The following is a 17,203-nucleotide window of genomic DNA, read 5'->3' as shown; positions in this document are numbered from 1 at the left end:
GCTCTTGCCGGCCCCCGCATCGACCCTGACGGATCCTTAACCTTTGCGCCTCAAAGAGGAGCGCGAAGCCCGGCCGGCACCGACTCGCGCCGGGCAACGCGCGCGGACGAGGGACGATGCCGATGAAGTTCGAGAACGTGGCGCTGCCGGAAGCGCCCGCCCTGGCGTCCCGGTCGCGGCCGGTTGTGCTGCCATGACGCCGGCCGAGGGTCTGGCGCGGGGCCGCGACGCCTTTACCGCGGTGCGTATCGCTGCGGCGCTCGGGGTGCTGGTTTCCCATGCCTGGCCGCTGGCGCTGGGGCGCGAGGCCGTGGCGCCCCTCAAGGAACTGACCGGGCAGTCACTTGGGCATGTCTGCGTCGTGATCTTCATTTCGATCTCGGGCTTCTTCGTGACCCGCAGCTTCGACCGCAACCGGTCGTGGCAGCGCTTCGTCCGGGGCCGCGGATTGCGACTGTTCCCGGGTCTTGCGGTAATGCTGCTGGCGACGCTGAGCGTGGGCCTCGCCTTCACGCCCGAGCCGGCGCTCTTCCTGGCAGATGCGCCGGGCTACTTCATCCGCAACCTGACGCTGGTCGAGCTTGACTACGACCTGCCGGGCCTCTTCGAGGCGACGCCCTACGGCCCTGTCGTGAACGGCTCTCTCTGGAGCCTGTTCTTCGAGGCGGTGCTCTACCTCGTCGTCCTGCTGGCGGGGCTCGGCGGGCTTTTCGCGCGGCCCCGGGCGCGGGACGTGGGGCTGGTCCTCTTCGCGGTCGCCTGCGTGGTGCTGCCGCTTTTCGTCGCGCAGCTTCGGATCGTTCGGTTGTGCGAGCTGGGACTGCCCTTCGCCATCGGTGCGGCGCTCTATTTCTGGCGCGATCGGGTGCAGCTGTCCTGGGCGGTGGGCGCGGGCCTTCTGGTGCTGGCCCCGCTGAGCGGTCCGATCCTGTCGCTGGCGCTCGCCTATGGCGCGATCCTCGTGGGGTTCCGCGCGCCGGCTGTGCGGCTGCCGGACTATTCCTACGGCATCTACATCTACGCCTTCCCCCTGCAACAAGCTGCGACCGCCATGGGCGCCGAGACGCCGCTGTCCAACATCGCGCTGTCCCTGCCGCCGACGATCCTCTGCGCCGCTGTGTCCTGGCACCTTGTCGAGCGCCCCGCGCTGCGCCTGAAGAAGGGCCGCTCCGTGGCGCCGGCGGTGGAAGTGGGCGGGTCGCCCTAGCCCGGGCGGAGAGGCGCGGGAACCGTGTCGTGCCCTTCGAGCACCAGGTCGGCGACCAGCTGCGCCACCGCGATATGCGTGCCGAAGCCGATCTTGAACGCGCCATTCGCCACGAAATGACCCGGTCGCCCTGGCCACGCGCCGACCAGGGGCTGTCGCGAGCGGGCGCGGGGACGCATCCCGGCCCACCTGGCCACGACGGGCGCGTCGGCGATGGCAGGCACCATCGTGCGGGCGCGGGCGATCACGTCGTCCAGCAGGCTGTCCGGGGCGTCGTGGTCGAAATCGCGCTCGCTGGTCGATCCGATGCCGACCGTTCCGTCCGCGTGTGGCACGACGTGCAACCCGTCGGCGAAAATCTGCGGCAGGTCCGCGGCGTCGAAGGCCAGCCGCGCAGCCTGCCCCTTGATCGGCCGTCCCACCTCGCGGCCTGCCGTCCGGGACAGCGCGGCGAGGCCCGCCGCTCCGGTCGCGTGGATCACCGGCCCCCGTTCCGGCGCGTCCGCCACCACCGCTCCGCCCTCTGCGCGGATCGCCCGCACCAGGGCCTCCACGGCACGCGGAGGGTCGACGCGCGCGGTCAGCGTGTCGCGGATGACCAGCCCCGTGGCCGACACCGGCGCCCAGCCCGAGGGCGCATCGACCACCTCCCATGCGAAGCCGGGCCAGTGGGTTCCGGACAACCCGGCCCGCTCTCGTGCGCGATCGAGCGCCGCCGCGTCGGCGATTGGCTGCAGTCGGCCCGTCCGCGCGTAGCCGGGGTCGCCGCCTCCGGCCTGCGAGACCTCGGCCCAGAACGCGGGCGCAGCCGAGAGGCTTTCGAATTGCAGGGCCTTGATCTCGGACCACGCCTCGGGCGCGTGGGGGGCCATGGCGCCGACGAGGTTGCCGCTCGCCCCCGCGCCCGGGCCGGCGGGATCGATCACGGTGACGCGGGCGCCGCGGCGGAGCATCTCCCACGCCACGGTCAGCCCGTAGATCCCCGCGCCGCGGATCGTGACGTCGCTTGTCATCGGGTGGCCTTTCGTGGTTCTGCCGCTCGGCAAGGGGGGTAGCCTCGATGACGGCCCATGAAAACCGCGAGACGCTCGACTGGCGCGACGGCGTGCCGGTCTCGCGCGCGTTTGACGACCCGTATTTCTCGCTGCAGGACGGGCTGGCCGAGACGCAGCACGTCTTTCTGTCCGGCAACGACCTTCCGGCCCGCTTCCGTGCCGGCTTCCACGTGGCCGAACTGGGCTTCGGCACCGGCCTGAACTGTGCCGCGACCCTTCTGGCCTGGCGCGCGGCCGGCGTACCCGGACCGCTGACCTACACCTCGTTCGAAGCGTTCCCCCTGACGCCCGACGCCATGGCCCGCGCGTTGGCCGCGTTTCCCGCGCTGGGGTCGGCCGCTGCCGAGATCGTGGAGGCCGCGGCCGCGAGCGGCCCCTCGGACCTGCGCTTGACGGTGGTCGAAGGCGACGCGCGCGACGCCCTGCCATCGTGGGACGGGCAGGCCGACGCGTGGTTCCTCGACGGGTTCGCGCCGGCACGAAACCCCGGGCTCTGGACCCCTGAGCTTCTGTGCGAGGTCGCGCGCCACACCGTGCGGGGCGGAACCTTCGCCACCTACACGGCGGCGGGGCAGGTGCGCCGGGATCTTGCGGCGGCCGGCTTCGCGGTCGAGCGCGTGCCGGGCTTCGGACGCAAGCGACACATGACCCGAGGGCGCTTGCCGTGACCCTTCAGAACACGGCGGCCGGCATTCGGCTGATGATCCTGACGACGCTCATCTTCTCGGTGCAGGATGCGGTCTCGCGGCATCTCGCAGCCGAGTTCAACGTCGTCATGGTCATCATGATCCGCTACTGGTTCTTCGCCGCCTTCGTGATCGCGGTGGCCGCGCGGTCGGCCGGAGGCGTGCGGGCGGCTGCGGCAACCCGGCAGCCCGGCCTGCAGATCTTCCGCGGCGTGCTGCTGGCGGCCCAGATCTGCATCATGGTGCTGGGCTTCGTCCTGCTGGGACTGGTCGAGGCGCATGCGGTCTTTGCCTGCTACCCGCTCTTGATCGCGGCGCTTGCGGGCCCGGTACTGGGCGAGAAGCTCGGCTGGCGGCGCTGGGCAGCGATCGGCGTGGGCTTCGTCGGCATCCTCGTGATCCTGCGCCCGGGATTTACCGTCTTCGCGCCCGAGGCCCTCGTCCCCCTGGCCGGGGCGTTCTGCTTCGCGCTGTACGGGCTTCTGACCCGCTATGTCGCGCGGCAGGATAGTGCGGAAACGTCGTTCTTCTGGACAGGCGTCGCGGGTATGGTGGTCCTGACCCCGCCCGGCCTGTGGCTGTGGGAACCGATGGACGCTGCGGGGTGGGGATGGATGGCGTTCCTGTGCGTGTCCGCCTCATTGGGGCATTTCTGCCTGATCAAGGCCTACGAGATCGCCGAGGCCAGTGCCATCCAGCCCTTCGCCTACTTCCAGCTCGTGTTCGCCAGCCTCCTCGGCGTCGTCCTCTTTGGCGAAACGCTCGAGCCCATGACGGTCCTGGGCACGACCATCGTCGTGTCGGCGGGCCTCTTCACGCTGTTCCGCACGCGCCAGCGGGCCGAGCGCGGGGCCTAGCCGTCGGGGTCGGGGATGCGGCTGCCCTTCCGTGCGGCGGGGCGGTCGTAGAAACGCTCAACATACGCGGCAGCGTTCGGGAAATCCCGCCAACCGACGTCGTCCTTGACCTCGTAGAACTCCAGCGCGTTCAGCCACGGCGCGATGGCGATGTCGGCGATCGAGAAGTCGCCCGCCACCCAATCGCGCCCCTGCAGCTGCCCGTCGATCACGCCCAGAAGGCGCCGCGCCTCGGCGATGTAGCGTTCCTGCGCGTAGGGCACCTGTTCGTCTGCAAGCTTCACGAAGTGGCCAAGCTGACCGAACATCGGCCCCAGCCCAGCGACCTGCCAGGCCAGCCACTTCTGCACCTCCCACCGGGCGGCGCCCTCGCCACCGAGGCGGCCGGTCTTCTCGGCGAGGTAGGTCAGGATCGTGTGACTCTCCCACAGCTCGATCGGCTGACCGCCTGGACCGTCGGGGTCGATCATCGCGGGGATCTTGCCGTTCGGGTTCAGCGACACGAACTCGGGCGACTTCACGAACTCGTCGCCGAGCTTCACCAGGTGCGGTTCGTAAGGCAGGCCCAGCTCTTCCAGCGCGATCGCGGCCTTCACCCCGTTCGGCGTCGGGAAGGAATAGAGCTGGATCACGCCAGCATCCTGCGGGGGCCATTTGCGGGTGATCGGGAAATCGTCGAGCGTTGCCATCGGAGTCTCCTTTTCCCTGAAACTATGCTCGGTGCGCGCGTCGTCACCCCTGCGTGGCGGCAGGCGGTCTGTGCACTACGTGGATGGCCAAAGAAGGAGGGATGCCATGGCTCCGCGTGCCGTCTGGTCCGGTCAGTTGCGCCTGTCGCTCGCGTCGATCGCGGTGGAGCCTTCTGCTGCCTCCGCCCCAAGTCCGCACGTGTCGTTCCGGCAAATCCACAAGGCCACCGGCAAACGTGTTCATTCCGAGAAGTTCGGCGACCGGAAGAAGGCGTCGTGATGGTCGACAAGCTGAACGAGTACAACGCCAGGCGCGATTTCCGGAAGACGCGCGAGCCAAAGGGCGAGGCGTCCCCGCGGCGGGGCGAGGATCTGTGGTTCTCGATTCAGAAGCACGATGCCTCGGCGCTGCACTACGACCTGCGCCTCGAATGGGACGGCGTGCTGCTGTCCTGGGCCGTCCCCAAGGGACCGTCGCCCAAGCTGGGAGACAAGCGCCTGGCGCAGCGGACCGAGGATCACCCGCTCGACTACGGCGACTTCGAGGGCACGATCCCCGAAGGCGAATATGGCGGCGGCACCGTGATGCTGTGGGACAAGGGCACCTGGACCCCGCGCGGCGACGTGGACGAGATGCTCGCGGCCGGCAACCTCAAGATGGACATCGCAGGCGAGCGGATCCGGGGCGGCTATGCGCTGGTGCGGTTCAAGAAGGGTGGCGACCGGGCCTGGCTGCTGATCAAGGAGAAGGACCAGTATGTCGAGGGCGACTCGGACGCCCTGACCGGCGAATATCTGACCAGCGTCCAGACGGGGCGCGACATGGACGCGATCGCCCAAGATGCCGATGCCGAAGAGCTTGCGACGGACGGTCCCGACCGCGACCTTAAGGCGCCGAAGTTCCAGAAGCCGCAACTCGCCACGCTGGTCGGCGACGCGCCCGAGGGCGGCGACTGGGTGCACGAGACGAAGTTCGACGGCTACCGTGCCCTGGCGTCGGTGGGGAAGGGGGGCGTGACGCTCTGGACCCGCAACGGCAAGGACTGGACCGAGAAATTCGGGGCGCTGGCGGGCGCGTTCGACCCGCTCCCCTGCGATGCCTGCCTTCTGGACGGAGAGGTCATGGCGGCGAAGATCAGCGGCTCGCCCTTCTCGTCGCTGCAGCGGGCGCTGAAGGAGGGGGGCGACCTGGTGTTCTTCTGTTTCGACCTGCTATCGCTCGACGGCGAGGACCTGACCGGCGAAAGCCAGAAGGACCGCCGCGACGCGCTGGAGAAGCTGTTCCGCGGGGTGCCGAAGACCGGCCCCCTGCGCCTGACGGACCAGGTCGTGGGCCACGGAGACGAGGTCTATGCCGCAGCGTGCAAGGAGGGGGCCGAGGGGATCATCTCGAAGAAGCTGTCGGCGCCCTACCGCTCCACCCGCTCGAAGGCGTGGGTGAAGGTGAAATGCACCAAGCGGCAGGAATTCGTGGTCGGCGGCTACGCGCCCTCGGACAAGAACCGCTCCTTCGCCTCGCTGCTGGTGGGAGAGCACGGGCCGGACGGCTTGCGCTATCGCGGGCGGGTTGGCACCGGCTACAGCCAGGATGACATGCAGGCGCTTGCGAAAGGCTTCATCGCGCGCAAGACGCCACCCTTCAGGGATGTGCCCAAGAACATCGCGCGCGACGCGGTCTGGGTCCGGGCCGACACGGTAATCGAGGTCGAGTTCACCGAGTTCACCGCCGACGGCCATATCCGCCACGGCGCCTACCAGGGCACCCGCGAGGACAAGGCGGCCGAGAACGTCACCCTCGAGACCCCGCAGGACGAGGCCCCGGAACCGCCTGACAAGACGCCGGAGCCAAAAGCGCGACGCGACGGCGCGGCCGAGGTTGCGGGCCAGCGCATATCCTCGCCCGACCGAGAGGTGTTCCCGAGTTCCGGCTGCACCAAGCTTGACCTCGCGCGCCACTACGACCGCGCGGGCGAGCGCCTGACCGCCATCGCGGGCCACCGGCCCCTGTCGCTCTTGCGCGCCCCGAAGGGGATGTCGGGGCAGACCTTCTTCCAGAAGCACGCCAGCGACGGGTTCCCCGACGCGGTCGAGGAAGTCGAGATCGAGGAAAAGAACGGCGGCACCGGCACATACATCTACGCCACCCGCCCCGAGGGCTTCGTGGCCTGCGCGCAGATGGGCACGATCGAGTTCCATATCTGGGGCAGCCGCACCGACCGGATCGACCGGCCCGACCGGCTGATCTTCGACCTCGACCCGGACGAAGGGCTGGGCTGGGCCGACACCAGGTCGGCCGCCTTCGACCTGCGCGACCGGCTGGAGGATCTGGGCCTTTCGGCGGGCGCGATGGTGACAGGTGGCAAGGGCGTCCACGTCTGGGTGCCGCTGCGCCGCGCGCATGGGTGGGACACGGTCAAGGGGTTCTCGAAGACCCTCGCCCATGTGATGGCCGAGGCCGAGCCCGACCGTTTCGTGGCCACCATGTCCAAGGCCAGGCGCAAGGGCCGCATCTTCATCGACTACCTCAGGAACGAACGCGGCCAGACCGCCGTCAGCCCCTATTCCGTCCGCGCGCGGCAAGGCGGGCCGGTCGCCGTGCCGGTGGAGTGGGCCGAGCTGAAGCGGCTCGACGGGGCGAACCTCTTCACCATGGGCGCGGTGAAGGAGCGGCTGGAAGAGCCGTGCCCTTACCTGACGCGCGCCGATGACCTGCAGCAGATCACGCGCGGCACCCTCTCCAAGCTCGAAGACTGGGCAGCGGCGGACGATTGATGCACAGGAGCGCTGGAAACTTCAGGCAGCAGGCAACCGGGACAGCATGATACAGGAATTCAAGGACTTCATCGCCAAGGGCAACGTCATCGATCTTGCCGTCGGCATCATCGTGGGCGCGGCCTTCACTTCGATCGTGCAGAGCCTGGTGAACGATATCATCAACCCGATGATCGGCCTCGTCCTGGGGGGTATCGATTTCACCTCGATGTATGTGGTCCTGTCGGGCGAGGTGCCGCCGGGCATCGGTCTCGACGCCGCGCGCGAGGCGGGTGCCGCGATCTTCGCCTACGGCTCTTTCGTGACCGCGATCATCAACTTCTTCATTGTCGCCATGGTGGTGTTCATGCTGGTCAAGCTGGTGAACCGCATCAAGAAGGCGGCCGAGAAGCCCGACGATGTCGCGCCCACGGTCCCCACCGGGCCCTCGCAGCTCGACGTGCTGATCGAGATCCGGGACACGCTCCGGAAAGATGGCACCTGACGTTGCGAAAAAAGCGCGCGGACAGGTTCAAGGCAATGAAACCTTCACCGGCGTGCCCTAGGTTGAACGGCATGACCCGTGAGACCCTCAACCGGTACGCGCGCGCCGAGCAACTTTCGGATGCCGTGGTGCACATGATCGGCCTCGCCTGCGCGCTGGCGGCGGTGCCGGTGCTGGTGTGGCTCAGCGTCGAATGGCGCGGAGACGTCGCGGTCGTCACTGCCGTCTCGATCTACGGCACGACGCTGGTGGGGATGCTGGGATGCTCGGCGCTCTACAACATGACGCGCGAGCACCGGTTCACGCCGGTGTTCCGCCGCCTCGACCATTCGGCCATCTACCTCAAGATCGCCGGCAGCTTCACGCCCTTGGCCGCCATGACCGGGGGCGGGGGCATGGCGTTCCTCGCCGGGCTCTGGATGGTGGCCATCGGGGGGTCGTCCCTCAAGATCATCGCGCCGGACAGGCTGCGCTGGCTGGGGCTGAGCCTTTACCTCGGGATGGGGTGGGTCGGCGTCTGGGTCGGACGCGACATCATTGAGGGGCTGACACCCGGAGCCGTCGCGCTGATCGCCACGGCCGGGGTGCTCTATACCGTCGGGGTCCTGTTCTACCTGTGGGAGCGTCTGCCCTTCCACACGGCCATCTGGCACGGCTTCGTGGTAATCGCGTCGGGCCTGATCTACGCGGCGATGTGCGTCGAGGTCACGCGACAGCTCGGACCCATGCCCGCCCTCGGCTAGAGGAGCTTTTCCATGAAGATCGAGGTCGTCCCGGAGGCATAGTCGCCGAACGCTTCACACGGCACGAAGCCCGCCCCGGCATAGAGGCGACAGGCCGCATCGAGCGTCGCCCCCGTATCGAGCCGCAAGATCAGCAGGCCCTCGTCGCGCGCGGCCCCTTCGACCGCTTCCAGCAACCTCATGCCGATGCCGTGGCCCCGCACTTCGGGCGCGACGAACATGCCCTTCACCTCGCCGTAGCCCTCGCGCATCGCCAACGCCGCAGTGCCGACGACCGCCCCGCCAGAGTGCGCCGCCCACATGCTGAGATCCGGCTCGCTGCCGTCGATGCCGTGATGGTCGTCGGGCGGGAAAAGGCAGGCCATCAGGGCGGCGCTCTCGGCCAAGCGCCGCCGAACGGCCCGGTCCATGGGGTCGCAGGGGTGAACCGTGATCTGCATCCTGCGTTTCTCTTCCGAACAAGCGCGGAAGGGAATGGCCATGAGCCACGAAAGCGACAAGACCGAGAAGACCCACGACAACGAGAAGACCAAGAAGTCCGATTTCGGTCCGCAAAATGCCGATCAGGGCAAGTCCGGGGGCACCGGCAAGACGAAGTTCGACAAGCCGTCCGCCCCGGCCGACGACACCGCGACAGACGAGCGGCGCGCCAAGCCGATCCGTGGCTCCAAGCCGCATAACGGCAACGACTAGATCGGCGGGTACCCGCCATATCTTGTGGATAAGGTGGGCGGACGGCCCCGATATGGGGCCGTCCGCGTTGACTTTGGCCTCCGCTGCCTCGAACATGGACGCAATCGAGCAGCCGGCAGGGTCCATGCAGTTCACGCGCCTCCGCCTCAACGGGTTCAAGTCCTTCGTCGATCAGACCGACCTGGTGATCCAGGCCGGCCTGACCGGCGTGGTCGGCCCCAATGGCTGCGGCAAGTCGAACCTTCTCGAGGCGCTGCGCTGGGTCATGGGCGAGAACCGACCCACGGCAATGCGCGGCGGCGGGATGGAGGACGTGATCTTCGCCGGCACCGCCACCCGTGCCGCGCGCAACTTCGCCGAGGTTTCGCTGACCATCGACAATGCCGACCGCCTTGCGCCGGCGCAGTTCAACGATGCGGATGCGATCGACATCATTCGCCGCATCACCCGTGACGCCGGCAGCGCCTACAAGGCGCAGGGCAAGGACGTGCGGGCGCGCGACGTGCAGATGCTGTTCGCGGACGCGGCGACCGGCGCGACCTCTCCGGCGCTGGTGCGGCAGGGGCAGATCAGCGAACTGATCCATGCCAAGCCGAAGAACCGCCGCCGAATCCTCGAGGATGCGGCGGGGATCGCGGGGCTCTACCAGCGGCGCCACGAGGCCGAACTGAAGCTGAAGGGGGCCGAAGCGAACCTCGCGCGGCTCGACGACACGGTGGATCAGTTGGCGCAGCAGTTGAACACGCTCGCGCGGCAGGCCAGGCAGGCTGCGCGCTATCGCGAGATCGGCGACCAATTGCGCCGGGCAGAGGGGTTGCTGCTCTATCGCCGGTGGCGCGAAGCCGAGGACGCGCTGGACCGCGCCCGCACCCTGTTGCAGCAGCGCGCCACCGCCGCCGCCGAGGCCGAGCGGGCCGCGCGCGAGGCGACCGAAGCGCGCGAGGCGGCCGATGCGGCCATGCCCGACTTGCGCGAAGAGGATGCCGTGGCGCGTGCGCTGGTCCAGAAGCTGGAACTCGAGGCCGCGTCGCTCGCCGACCAGGCCCGGCAGGCGGATGAAACGATCCAGCGGCTCTCGGGGCGTCTGCGCCAGCTGGGCAAGGATATCGACCGAGAAACGGCGCTGAACGCCGATGCCGACGAGTCGGTCGACCGTCTTGAAGACGAGCGGGCCGAGCTGATCGACGCGACCGAGGGCTTCGACGCGGACCTCGCCGGCGCTGCCGAGGCCGCCGAGGATGCCGCCCGCGTGCTGGGCGAGCGCGAAGGCGCGCTCGCGCGGTTGACCGAGGACGTGGCTCGCCTTGCCGCGCGTCACCAGTCGGCCGAGCGCTTCGTGGCGGATTGCCGCAACGGGCTGGCCCGCGCCGAAGCCGCCGCCACCACCGCGCGCGCGACCGTCGCCAAGGCCGAGACTGCCCGGATCGAGGCCGCCGAACGCGTCGCCGCAGCCGAGGCGCAGCAGGCGGACGCGACCGACCGCGCTGCCCGCGCGGATGTCGCCCTGCAAGAGGCCGAAGCGGCTCGCGCCGCGATCCAGTCCGACGAGGCCGACGCCCGCGCAGCCCGCGCCGCAGCCGAGAGCGAGCGCCAGGCCCTCCGCGCCGAGCACCAGGCGCTGAGCCGCCTCGTCGCGCGCGACGCCGGCCAGGCGGACGCGGTAATGGACCGCATCCGGGTCGAGCCCGGCTTCGAGACCGCCCTTGGCGCCGCCCTCGCCGGCGACCTGAGCGCGCCCCTGACCGAGGACGGCACCGGCTGGGCACGCCTGCCCGACTACGACGACGCGACCCCGCTGCCCGACGGCGCCCGGCCGCTCGGGTCGCACGTCACGGCCCCGGCCGAACTGGGTCGCCGGCTGGCGCATGTGGGGCTGGTGGAGGCCGGGCAGGGCGCAAGGATGCAGGCCGCGCTGCAGCCCGGCCAGCGCCTTGTCAGCGCCGAGGGGCACCTCTGGCGCTGGGATGGCTTCCGCACCCGCCCCGAGGACGCGCCAGGCCAGGCGGCGCTGCGCCTCCAGCAGAAGAACCGCCTCGCTGCGCTGGACGCCGAGCTGGCCGATCTCGACGATCGCGCCGACTCCGCCGCCGAGGCGCATGCCGAGATCGAGGCGCGCCTGAAGAACCTGACGGAAGCCGATCGCGCAGCCCGCGACGAGCGTCGTGCCGCGGATGCGCAGGTTGCCGAGATCGCGCGAACGCTCTCGCGCGCCGAGGCCGACCGCGACCTCGCAGAGGGTCGCCTGCAAACGGCCGAGGACGCCGTCGACCGACACGAGGCCGAGGCCGAAGGCGCCCGCGACAGCCTCGTCGAGGCAGAGAAGGGGATGGAGGGTCTCGCCGATCTGGGGACCCTGCGCGCCGGCGTGGCCGACATGAAGATGACTGTGGATGCCGCGCGCATGACCACCATGGCCAAGCGCGCCGCCCATGACGAGCTGAAGCGCGAGGGCGATGCGCGCGACAAGCGCCTCGCCGCGATCGCCCGCGAGCTGACCTCGTGGCGCGGCCGGCTCGAGAATGCGGGCGGCCGGCTGGGCGACCTGACCGCGCGCCGCGACCGGACCGAGCACGAGCTGGCCGAGGCCGAACGCGCGCCCCGCGCCATCGCCGAGGCGCAGGCCAAGACCGGCCGCGCTCTGACCGAGGCGACGGCCCGCGCCGAAACGGCCGCCGCCGCCCTGCGCGAGGGCGAGGCCCGGCAGACCGACACCGCCGCCGCCGAGCGCCAGACCGAGCGTGCCGCCGGCGAAGCGCGCGAGGCCCGCGCCGCCGCCGAGGCCGCGCGGGACGCCGCGGCCGAGACCGTCCAGGCCGCCGAAGCGAGGATCCGCGAGGACCTCGACCTCGCCCCCGACGCGCTGGTCGAGAAGCTGGCGGTCACCGATCCCGCCCAACTTCCCCCCTCGCGCGAGATCGAGGTCGAGATCGCCACCCTGCGCCAGAAACGCGACAGCCTTGGCGCCGTGAACCTGCGTGCGGAAGAGGACGCCAAGGAGGTCGAGGCCGAGCATGGCACGCTGATCTCGGAGAAGGCCGACCTCGACGCCGCGATCGCCGAGCTGCGCAAGGGGATCGCGGGCCTCAACCGCGAGGGGCGCGAGCGGCTGCTGACCGCGTTCGAAGAGGTGAACCGCTCTTTCGGGACCCTGTTCCAGAGCCTCTTCGGCGGCGGCGAGGCGCGGCTCGAGCTGATCGAAAGCGACGACCCGCTGGACGCAGGGCTGGAAATCCTGTGCCAGCCCCCGGGCAAGAAGCTGTCGACCCTCTCGCTGCTGTCGGGGGGCGAGCAGACGCTGACCGCGATGGCGCTGATCTTTGCCGTGTTCCTTGCCAACCCCTCGCCGATCTGCGTGCTGGACGAGGTGGACGCGCCGCTTGACGATGCGAACGTCACCCGTTTCTGCGATCTGCTGGACGAGATGACCCGCCGGACCGAGACGCGGTTCCTCATCATCACGCACCACGCGGTAACGATGGCGCGGATGGACCGCCTCTTCGGCGTGACCATGGCCGAACAGGGGGTCAGCCAGCTCGTCAGCGTGGACCTGAAGCGCGCCGAGCAGATGGTGGCCTGACCCCCGCCTGTCGCAGGGTTGCATCGCCTCCGTGCCGCCCGCCCGGCGCGGCTAGGCCGAGCCGCGGACCCATGCTAGCCTGCAAAAAAAACGAGCAGGCAATCATGAATATTTCTCCCCTGGCGGACCCGCAGGTCCGCGACCAGCTTCTTTCCGACCCCGACCGGATCCTCGAGGATGCCGAGCTGATGCGCGCGCTTGTCGGTGCCGCCGACGGGATGCGCGGCGGCAACGTCGTGGACATGCGCGGCCTTGCGATGGAGCGGCTCGAGGCGCGGCTCGACCGGCTCGAGGACACGCATCGCAACGTGATCGCGGCCGCCTACGAGAACCTCGCCGGCACGAACATGGTGCACCGCGCGATCCTCGCGCTGCTGGAGCATGACAGCTTCGACGGTTTCCTCGAGGCGCTCGCCGGCCCGGTGGGCGATACGCTGCGGGTGGACGGCATGAAGCTGATCCTCGAGACCGCGGGCGACCGGTCCACCGCGCATCTGGGCGACCTGGAGCGGACCCTCGGCCTTGCGGAGAAAGGCTGGGTCAGCCTGTTCGCGGGGCTCGCCCGGGGCGGGGCGCCGCGGCGGGTCACACTGCGGCAGGTCGATGGCGGCGACCCGGATATCCATGGTCCGAAGGCGGCGGCGATCCGCTCGGAGGCGTGCCTGACGCTGGACCTGGGCGAGGGGCGTCTGCCGGGAATGCTGGTGCTGGGCGCAGAGGACCCGCAGCAATTCGCGCCGGGGCAAGGGACCGACCTTCTGGGGTTCTTCGCCGGCGTGCTGGAGCGTGCCCTGCGCCGTTTCCTGACGTGATCACGCCGGGCCTCGCCGATCTGCTGTCCCGCTGGTGCGATCACCTGCGCGGGATCGAGGCGGCGTCCCCGGCGACGGTCGAGGCCTATCGCGCGGATGTGGCGGGGTTCCTCAAGTTCCAGTTGGGCCATGTCGGTGAAGAGACCGGTGCGGCGCTTCTGTCGCGGGTGGGCGTGCCGGACATGCGCGCGTGGATGGCCGCCGAACGTGGCGGCGGTCTGTCCGCCCGGTCTCTGGCGCGCAAGCTGTCGGCGGTGCGCACCTTCGCGGGCTGGGTGGCCGAGCGCGAGGGGTTCGACGTCACGGCGATTCTCTCGGCGCGGAGCCCGAAGTTCCAGCGCAAGCTGCCCCGCCCGATGAGCGAAGAGGCCGCGCGCGACATGATCGGCACGGCCGGAACCCAGGCGACCGAGCCCTGGATCGCCGCCCGCGACACAGCCGTGCTGACGCTTCTGTGGGGCTGCGGGCTGCGCATCTCCGAGGCGCTTGGCCTGGATGGTGCGTCGGCGCCGCTGCCCGAGACGCTGCGGATCACCGGCAAGGGCGGGAAGGAACGGATCGTGCCCGTCCTGCCCGTCGCGCGCGCCGCGGTCGAGACCTACCGGTCCCTCTGCCCCCACGACCTGCCCTCCGATGAGGCCCTGTTTCGCGGCGCAAAGGGCGGGCCGCTGAACACGCGGATCATCGCCCGCGCGGTGGAGCGTGCCCGGTTGCAGCTTGGGCTTCCGGCCTCCGCGACCCCGCACGCCTTTCGCCATTCCTTCGCGACGCACCTTCTGGCGGCCGGAGGCGACCTGCGCGCGATCCAGGAATTGCTGGGCCATGCGTCGCTATCGACCACTCAGGCCTATACCGGCGTCGATACGGCGCGGTTGATGGCGGTCTATGAAAAGGCGCACCCGCGGGGGTGAGTCCCGAAGATTGGCCGAAACGTCGCATGGGTTGACGCTTGAACAGGGCGCGAAATTGCGGATAGAGAGTGGCCGACTTCGATTTGGAGGCGAGAGCGAATGTTCGACACCATGACCCTGACCAAGATCGTGGGCGGCTTCTGCGGCTCCCTCCTGGTGTTTCTGCTGGGTGGCTGGGCCGCCGAGGCAATCTATCACGTGGGCGGCGGTCACGGCGACGAGCACGCGCAAGCCTATACGATCCCGGTCGAGGATAGCGGCGAGGGTGAAGTCGAAGAAGAAGGTCCCGCCTTCGAGGAAGTGTTCGCCTCGGCCGATGCCGGCGCCGGCGAGCGCGTGTTCGGCAAGTGCCGCGCCTGCCACAACATCGACGGCTCGAACGCCACCGGCCCGCACCTTGACGGCGTGGTCGATCGCGAGGTGGGCGCAGTCGCCGGCTTCAACTACTCGGGCGCACTGTCCGAGCATTTCGACGTCTGGACCCCCGAAAACCTGAGCACCTTCCTGCAGAATCCGCGCGGCACGGCGTCGGGAACCACGATGAGCTTCGCGGGCCTCAGCAGCATCGAGGATCGGGCGAACGTCATCGCTTACCTCCAAAGCGTCGGCGGCTGAATCCGGACATCCTTCAGGCGACCGGGCCGGCCCTTCGCGGCCGGCCTTTTCGTGTCGCGCGGCCCGGCTCGGCCGCTCACGGGCGCATCACCACAATTCAACTTGAATGTTCGCGGACCCGTCCCGTAGCTTCACGTGACCTCACCATGTGACGGAGACGCCTATGCCTTCCCGCCGCCCCCAATCCGCGATCGCGATCGCCCGGGCCGAAAGCTCGGCGCAGCGTCTGGCGATGCAGGCCCTGCTGACCGGCGCCGCCATTGTCGCGCTGGCTACCGCCGCCTTCGCGCAGGAGGCGGAAGACGTCACGACCAGCCACGGCTACACCAATTTCGGCGAGCTGAAATACGGCCCCGGCGAGGTGCTGGATTACGTCAACCCAGACGCGCCCAAGGGCGGCACGTTCTCGACCTGGTCGCTCGGCAATTTCGACAGCTTCAACCTGTATACCCGAGCCGGCGTCCCGGCGGCGCTGGCCGATATCGGAACCGAGCGCCTGATGACCGAGACGCTCGACGATCCTTACGGATCATACTGCTTCCTGTGCGAGACCGTCGAATACGACGAGGACCGCACCTACGCGACCTTCCACCTGCGCGACGACGTGACCTTCCAGAACGGCGAGCCGATGACCGCCGAGGACGTGAAGTTCACCCACGAGCTTTTCGTCGAGCAGGGCATCACCGAATACCGCACGTCGGCCGCGCAGTTCTACGACTCGATCGAGGTGATCGACGACCACACCGTGCGCTTCAACTTCTCGGATTTCATGCCGAAGAATGTCCGCGTGCAGCAGGCGGGCGGCAGCCCGGTGTTCTCGAAGGACTGGTTCGAGGAAACCGGAACCCGGCTGGATGAAAGCGCGACCGAGCCCTTCATGACGACGGGGCCCTACGTGCTGGATGGCGTCGAGTACAACCGGCAGGTGGTCTATGCCAAGGACCCCGACTACTGGGGCGCCGACTTGCCCCTGAACCAGGGCCGCAACAACTTCGACTCGATCCGGATCGAGTATTTCGCCGACACCTCCGCCGCGCTCGAGGCGTTCAAGGCGGGCGAGTATCTCTACCGGGCCGAGACCGACCCGGCCGACTGGAACACCGCCTACGAATTCCGCGCCCTGTCGAACGGCTACGTGACCCGCGAAGAGATCGAGACCGGCAGCGTCGGCGAGCGGTTCAGCTGGGTCTTCAACCTCGACAAGGAGAAGTGGCAGGACCGCCGCGTCCGCGAGGCCATCGGGATGATGTTCAACTTCGCCTGGTCGAACGATACGCTCTATTACGGCGCTTACCGCCAGCCGGTCAGCTTCTGGAACAACACCGACCTTGCGGCCGAGGGCCCGCCTAGCGCCGAGGAAATCGCGATCCTGCAGCCTCTGGTGGACGAGGGGCTTCTCGACCCCGAAATCCTGACCGAGCCGGCCGCGGTGCCGGTCGAGCACGATGCGACCACCAACCGCCCCAACCGCCGCATCATCCGTGCCGCGGGTGCGCTGCTGGAAGCGGCGGGGTGGGAGACTGGCGAGGACGGCGTGCGCCGCAAGGATGGCGAGCCGCTGACGCTGACCTTCATCCAGTTCAACCCGCAATACGACAAGGTCATCGCGCCCTTCCTGTCGAACCTCGAGCTGATCGGCGTGCAGGGCAACCTCGAACGGGTGGACACGGCGCAATATGTCCAGCGCCGCCGCGAGGGCAATTTCGACCTCACCAACCAGATCTTCCGCTTCGGGTTCGAGCCTTCGACCGGGCTGGAGCAATGGTTCGGGTCCGAGGATGCCGCCGACAGCTCGCGCAACATCATGCGGCTCCGCAGCGACGCGGTGGACCGACTGATCGAGGTGGTCACGACCGAGGCCGATACGCTCGAGGATCTGACGGCCGCGACCCATGCGCTCGACCGGACGCTGCGGCGGATCTCGTTCGACATCCCGTTCCAGTACAACCCCGAGACCTGGGTCGCCTACTACAACGTCTACCAGCATCCCGAGGATCTTCCGCCCCTGGGCGTCGGTGCCATTGACTTCTGGTGGTGGGACGACGAGGCCGAGGAAGAGCTTCGCGCCGCCGGCGCGTTCTGATCCCGCACGACGGAGTCTG

The 17,203-nt window shown here is 69.2% G+C and carries 16 protein-coding genes; 13 read left to right on the top strand and 3 right to left on the bottom strand.

Features of this window, described 5'->3' with window-relative positions:
* Positions 1 to 193 precede the first annotated feature (193 nt).
* Positions 194 to 1,207 (top strand): acyltransferase family protein, encoded by a 1,014-nt coding sequence (locus tag PAM7066_RS08535; protein ID WP_085853737.1) that lies wholly within the window; start codon positions 194 to 196, stop codon positions 1,205 to 1,207.
* Here the strand turns inward: PAM7066_RS08535 and PAM7066_RS08530 are convergent.
* Complete coding sequence (locus tag PAM7066_RS08530) at positions 1,204 to 2,220, bottom strand: NAD(P)/FAD-dependent oxidoreductase (protein WP_085853736.1); 1,017 nt, start codon at positions 2,218 to 2,220, stop codon at positions 1,204 to 1,206. The two genes, PAM7066_RS08535 and PAM7066_RS08530, sit on opposite strands and share 4 nt — an antisense overlap.
* 47 nt (positions 2,221 to 2,267) lie before the next feature.
* Between PAM7066_RS08530 and mnmC2 the strand changes: the two genes are divergently transcribed.
* Together mnmC2 and PAM7066_RS08520 are read left to right on the top strand one after the other, a co-directional pair.
* Complete coding sequence (gene mnmC2 / locus PAM7066_RS08525) at positions 2,268 to 2,930, top strand: tRNA (5-methylaminomethyl-2-thiouridine)(34)-methyltransferase MnmC2 (RefSeq protein ID WP_085853735.1); 663 nt, start codon at positions 2,268 to 2,270, stop codon at positions 2,928 to 2,930.
* Positions 2,927 to 3,805: a DMT family transporter gene (locus PAM7066_RS08520; protein WP_085853734.1), complete on the top strand. Its 879-nt coding sequence runs from the start codon at positions 2,927 to 2,929 to the stop codon at positions 3,803 to 3,805. The genes mnmC2 and PAM7066_RS08520 overlap by 4 nt, the downstream gene beginning before the upstream one ends.
* Here the strand turns inward: PAM7066_RS08520 and PAM7066_RS08515 are convergent.
* A complete protein-coding gene (locus tag PAM7066_RS08515) occupies positions 3,802 to 4,494 on the bottom strand; it encodes a glutathione S-transferase family protein (protein WP_085853733.1) in 693 nt (230 codons plus the stop codon). The genes PAM7066_RS08520 and PAM7066_RS08515 overlap by 4 nt on opposite strands.
* A 106-nt stretch (positions 4,495 to 4,600) precedes the next feature.
* On the opposite strand from PAM7066_RS08515, the gene PAM7066_RS18910 reads away from it, so the two are divergent.
* The 4 genes from PAM7066_RS18910 to trhA all read left to right on the top strand — a co-directional run bounded on the left by PAM7066_RS18910 (position 4,601) and on the right by trhA (position 8,493).
* A complete protein-coding gene (locus tag PAM7066_RS18910; RefSeq protein WP_175484604.1) occupies positions 4,601 to 4,774 on the top strand; it encodes a hypothetical protein in 174 nt (57 codons plus the stop codon).
* Positions 4,774 to 7,266 (top strand): DNA ligase D, encoded by a 2,493-nt coding sequence (ligD, locus tag PAM7066_RS08510; protein WP_085853732.1) that lies wholly within the window; start codon positions 4,774 to 4,776, stop codon positions 7,264 to 7,266. The genes PAM7066_RS18910 and ligD overlap by 1 nt, the downstream gene beginning before the upstream one ends.
* A gap of 46 nt (positions 7,267 to 7,312) precedes the next feature.
* Complete coding sequence (gene mscL, locus PAM7066_RS08505) at positions 7,313 to 7,750, top strand: large conductance mechanosensitive channel protein MscL (protein WP_085853731.1); 438 nt, start codon at positions 7,313 to 7,315, stop codon at positions 7,748 to 7,750.
* A 71-nt stretch (positions 7,751 to 7,821) separates the two neighbouring features.
* Positions 7,822 to 8,493: a PAQR family membrane homeostasis protein TrhA gene (trhA, locus tag PAM7066_RS08500; RefSeq protein WP_085853730.1), complete on the top strand. Its 672-nt coding sequence runs from the start codon at positions 7,822 to 7,824 to the stop codon at positions 8,491 to 8,493.
* On the opposite strand, the gene PAM7066_RS08495 is transcribed toward trhA, so the two are convergent.
* Positions 8,490 to 8,933: a GNAT family N-acetyltransferase gene (locus tag PAM7066_RS08495; RefSeq protein ID WP_245749633.1), complete on the bottom strand. Its 444-nt coding sequence runs from the start codon at positions 8,931 to 8,933 to the stop codon at positions 8,490 to 8,492. The genes trhA and PAM7066_RS08495 overlap by 4 nt on opposite strands.
* 40 nt (positions 8,934 to 8,973) lie before the next feature.
* Here PAM7066_RS08495 and PAM7066_RS08490 point away from each other — a divergent pair, with 40 nt between their 5' ends.
* From PAM7066_RS08490 to PAM7066_RS08465, 6 genes are all read left to right on the top strand, one after another.
* The gene (locus PAM7066_RS08490; protein ID WP_085853729.1) at positions 8,974 to 9,186 is read left to right on the top strand and encodes a hypothetical protein; all 213 of its coding nucleotides are present in this window, start codon (positions 8,974 to 8,976) and stop codon (positions 9,184 to 9,186) included.
* Between the two features lie 124 nt (positions 9,187 to 9,310).
* Positions 9,311 to 12,763, top strand: a complete 3,453-nt coding sequence (locus PAM7066_RS08485; RefSeq protein WP_085853932.1) for a chromosome segregation SMC family protein — start codon at positions 9,311 to 9,313, stop codon at positions 12,761 to 12,763.
* A gap of 104 nt (positions 12,764 to 12,867) precedes the next feature.
* Positions 12,868 to 13,575, top strand: a complete 708-nt coding sequence (locus PAM7066_RS08480) for a DUF484 family protein (RefSeq protein ID WP_085853728.1) — start codon at positions 12,868 to 12,870, stop codon at positions 13,573 to 13,575.
* Complete coding sequence (locus tag PAM7066_RS08475; protein WP_085853727.1) at positions 13,572 to 14,486, top strand: tyrosine recombinase XerC; 915 nt, start codon at positions 13,572 to 13,574, stop codon at positions 14,484 to 14,486. Before PAM7066_RS08480 ends, PAM7066_RS08475 begins: the two co-directional genes overlap by 4 nt.
* A gap of 99 nt (positions 14,487 to 14,585) precedes the next feature.
* Positions 14,586 to 15,101 (top strand): c-type cytochrome, encoded by a 516-nt coding sequence (locus PAM7066_RS08470; protein ID WP_085853726.1) that lies wholly within the window; start codon positions 14,586 to 14,588, stop codon positions 15,099 to 15,101.
* 163 nt (positions 15,102 to 15,264) lie between these two features.
* A complete protein-coding gene (locus tag PAM7066_RS08465; protein ID WP_085853725.1) occupies positions 15,265 to 17,184 on the top strand; it encodes an extracellular solute-binding protein in 1,920 nt (639 codons plus the stop codon).
* Positions 17,185 to 17,203 lie beyond the last annotated feature (19 nt).

It is taken from the genome of Palleronia marisminoris (genome assembly GCF_900172315.1).
In the GTDB taxonomy this organism is placed as follows: Bacteria; Pseudomonadota; Alphaproteobacteria; order Rhodobacterales; family Rhodobacteraceae; genus Palleronia; species Palleronia marisminoris.
This window is presented reverse-complemented; position numbering and strand designations above follow the sequence as displayed.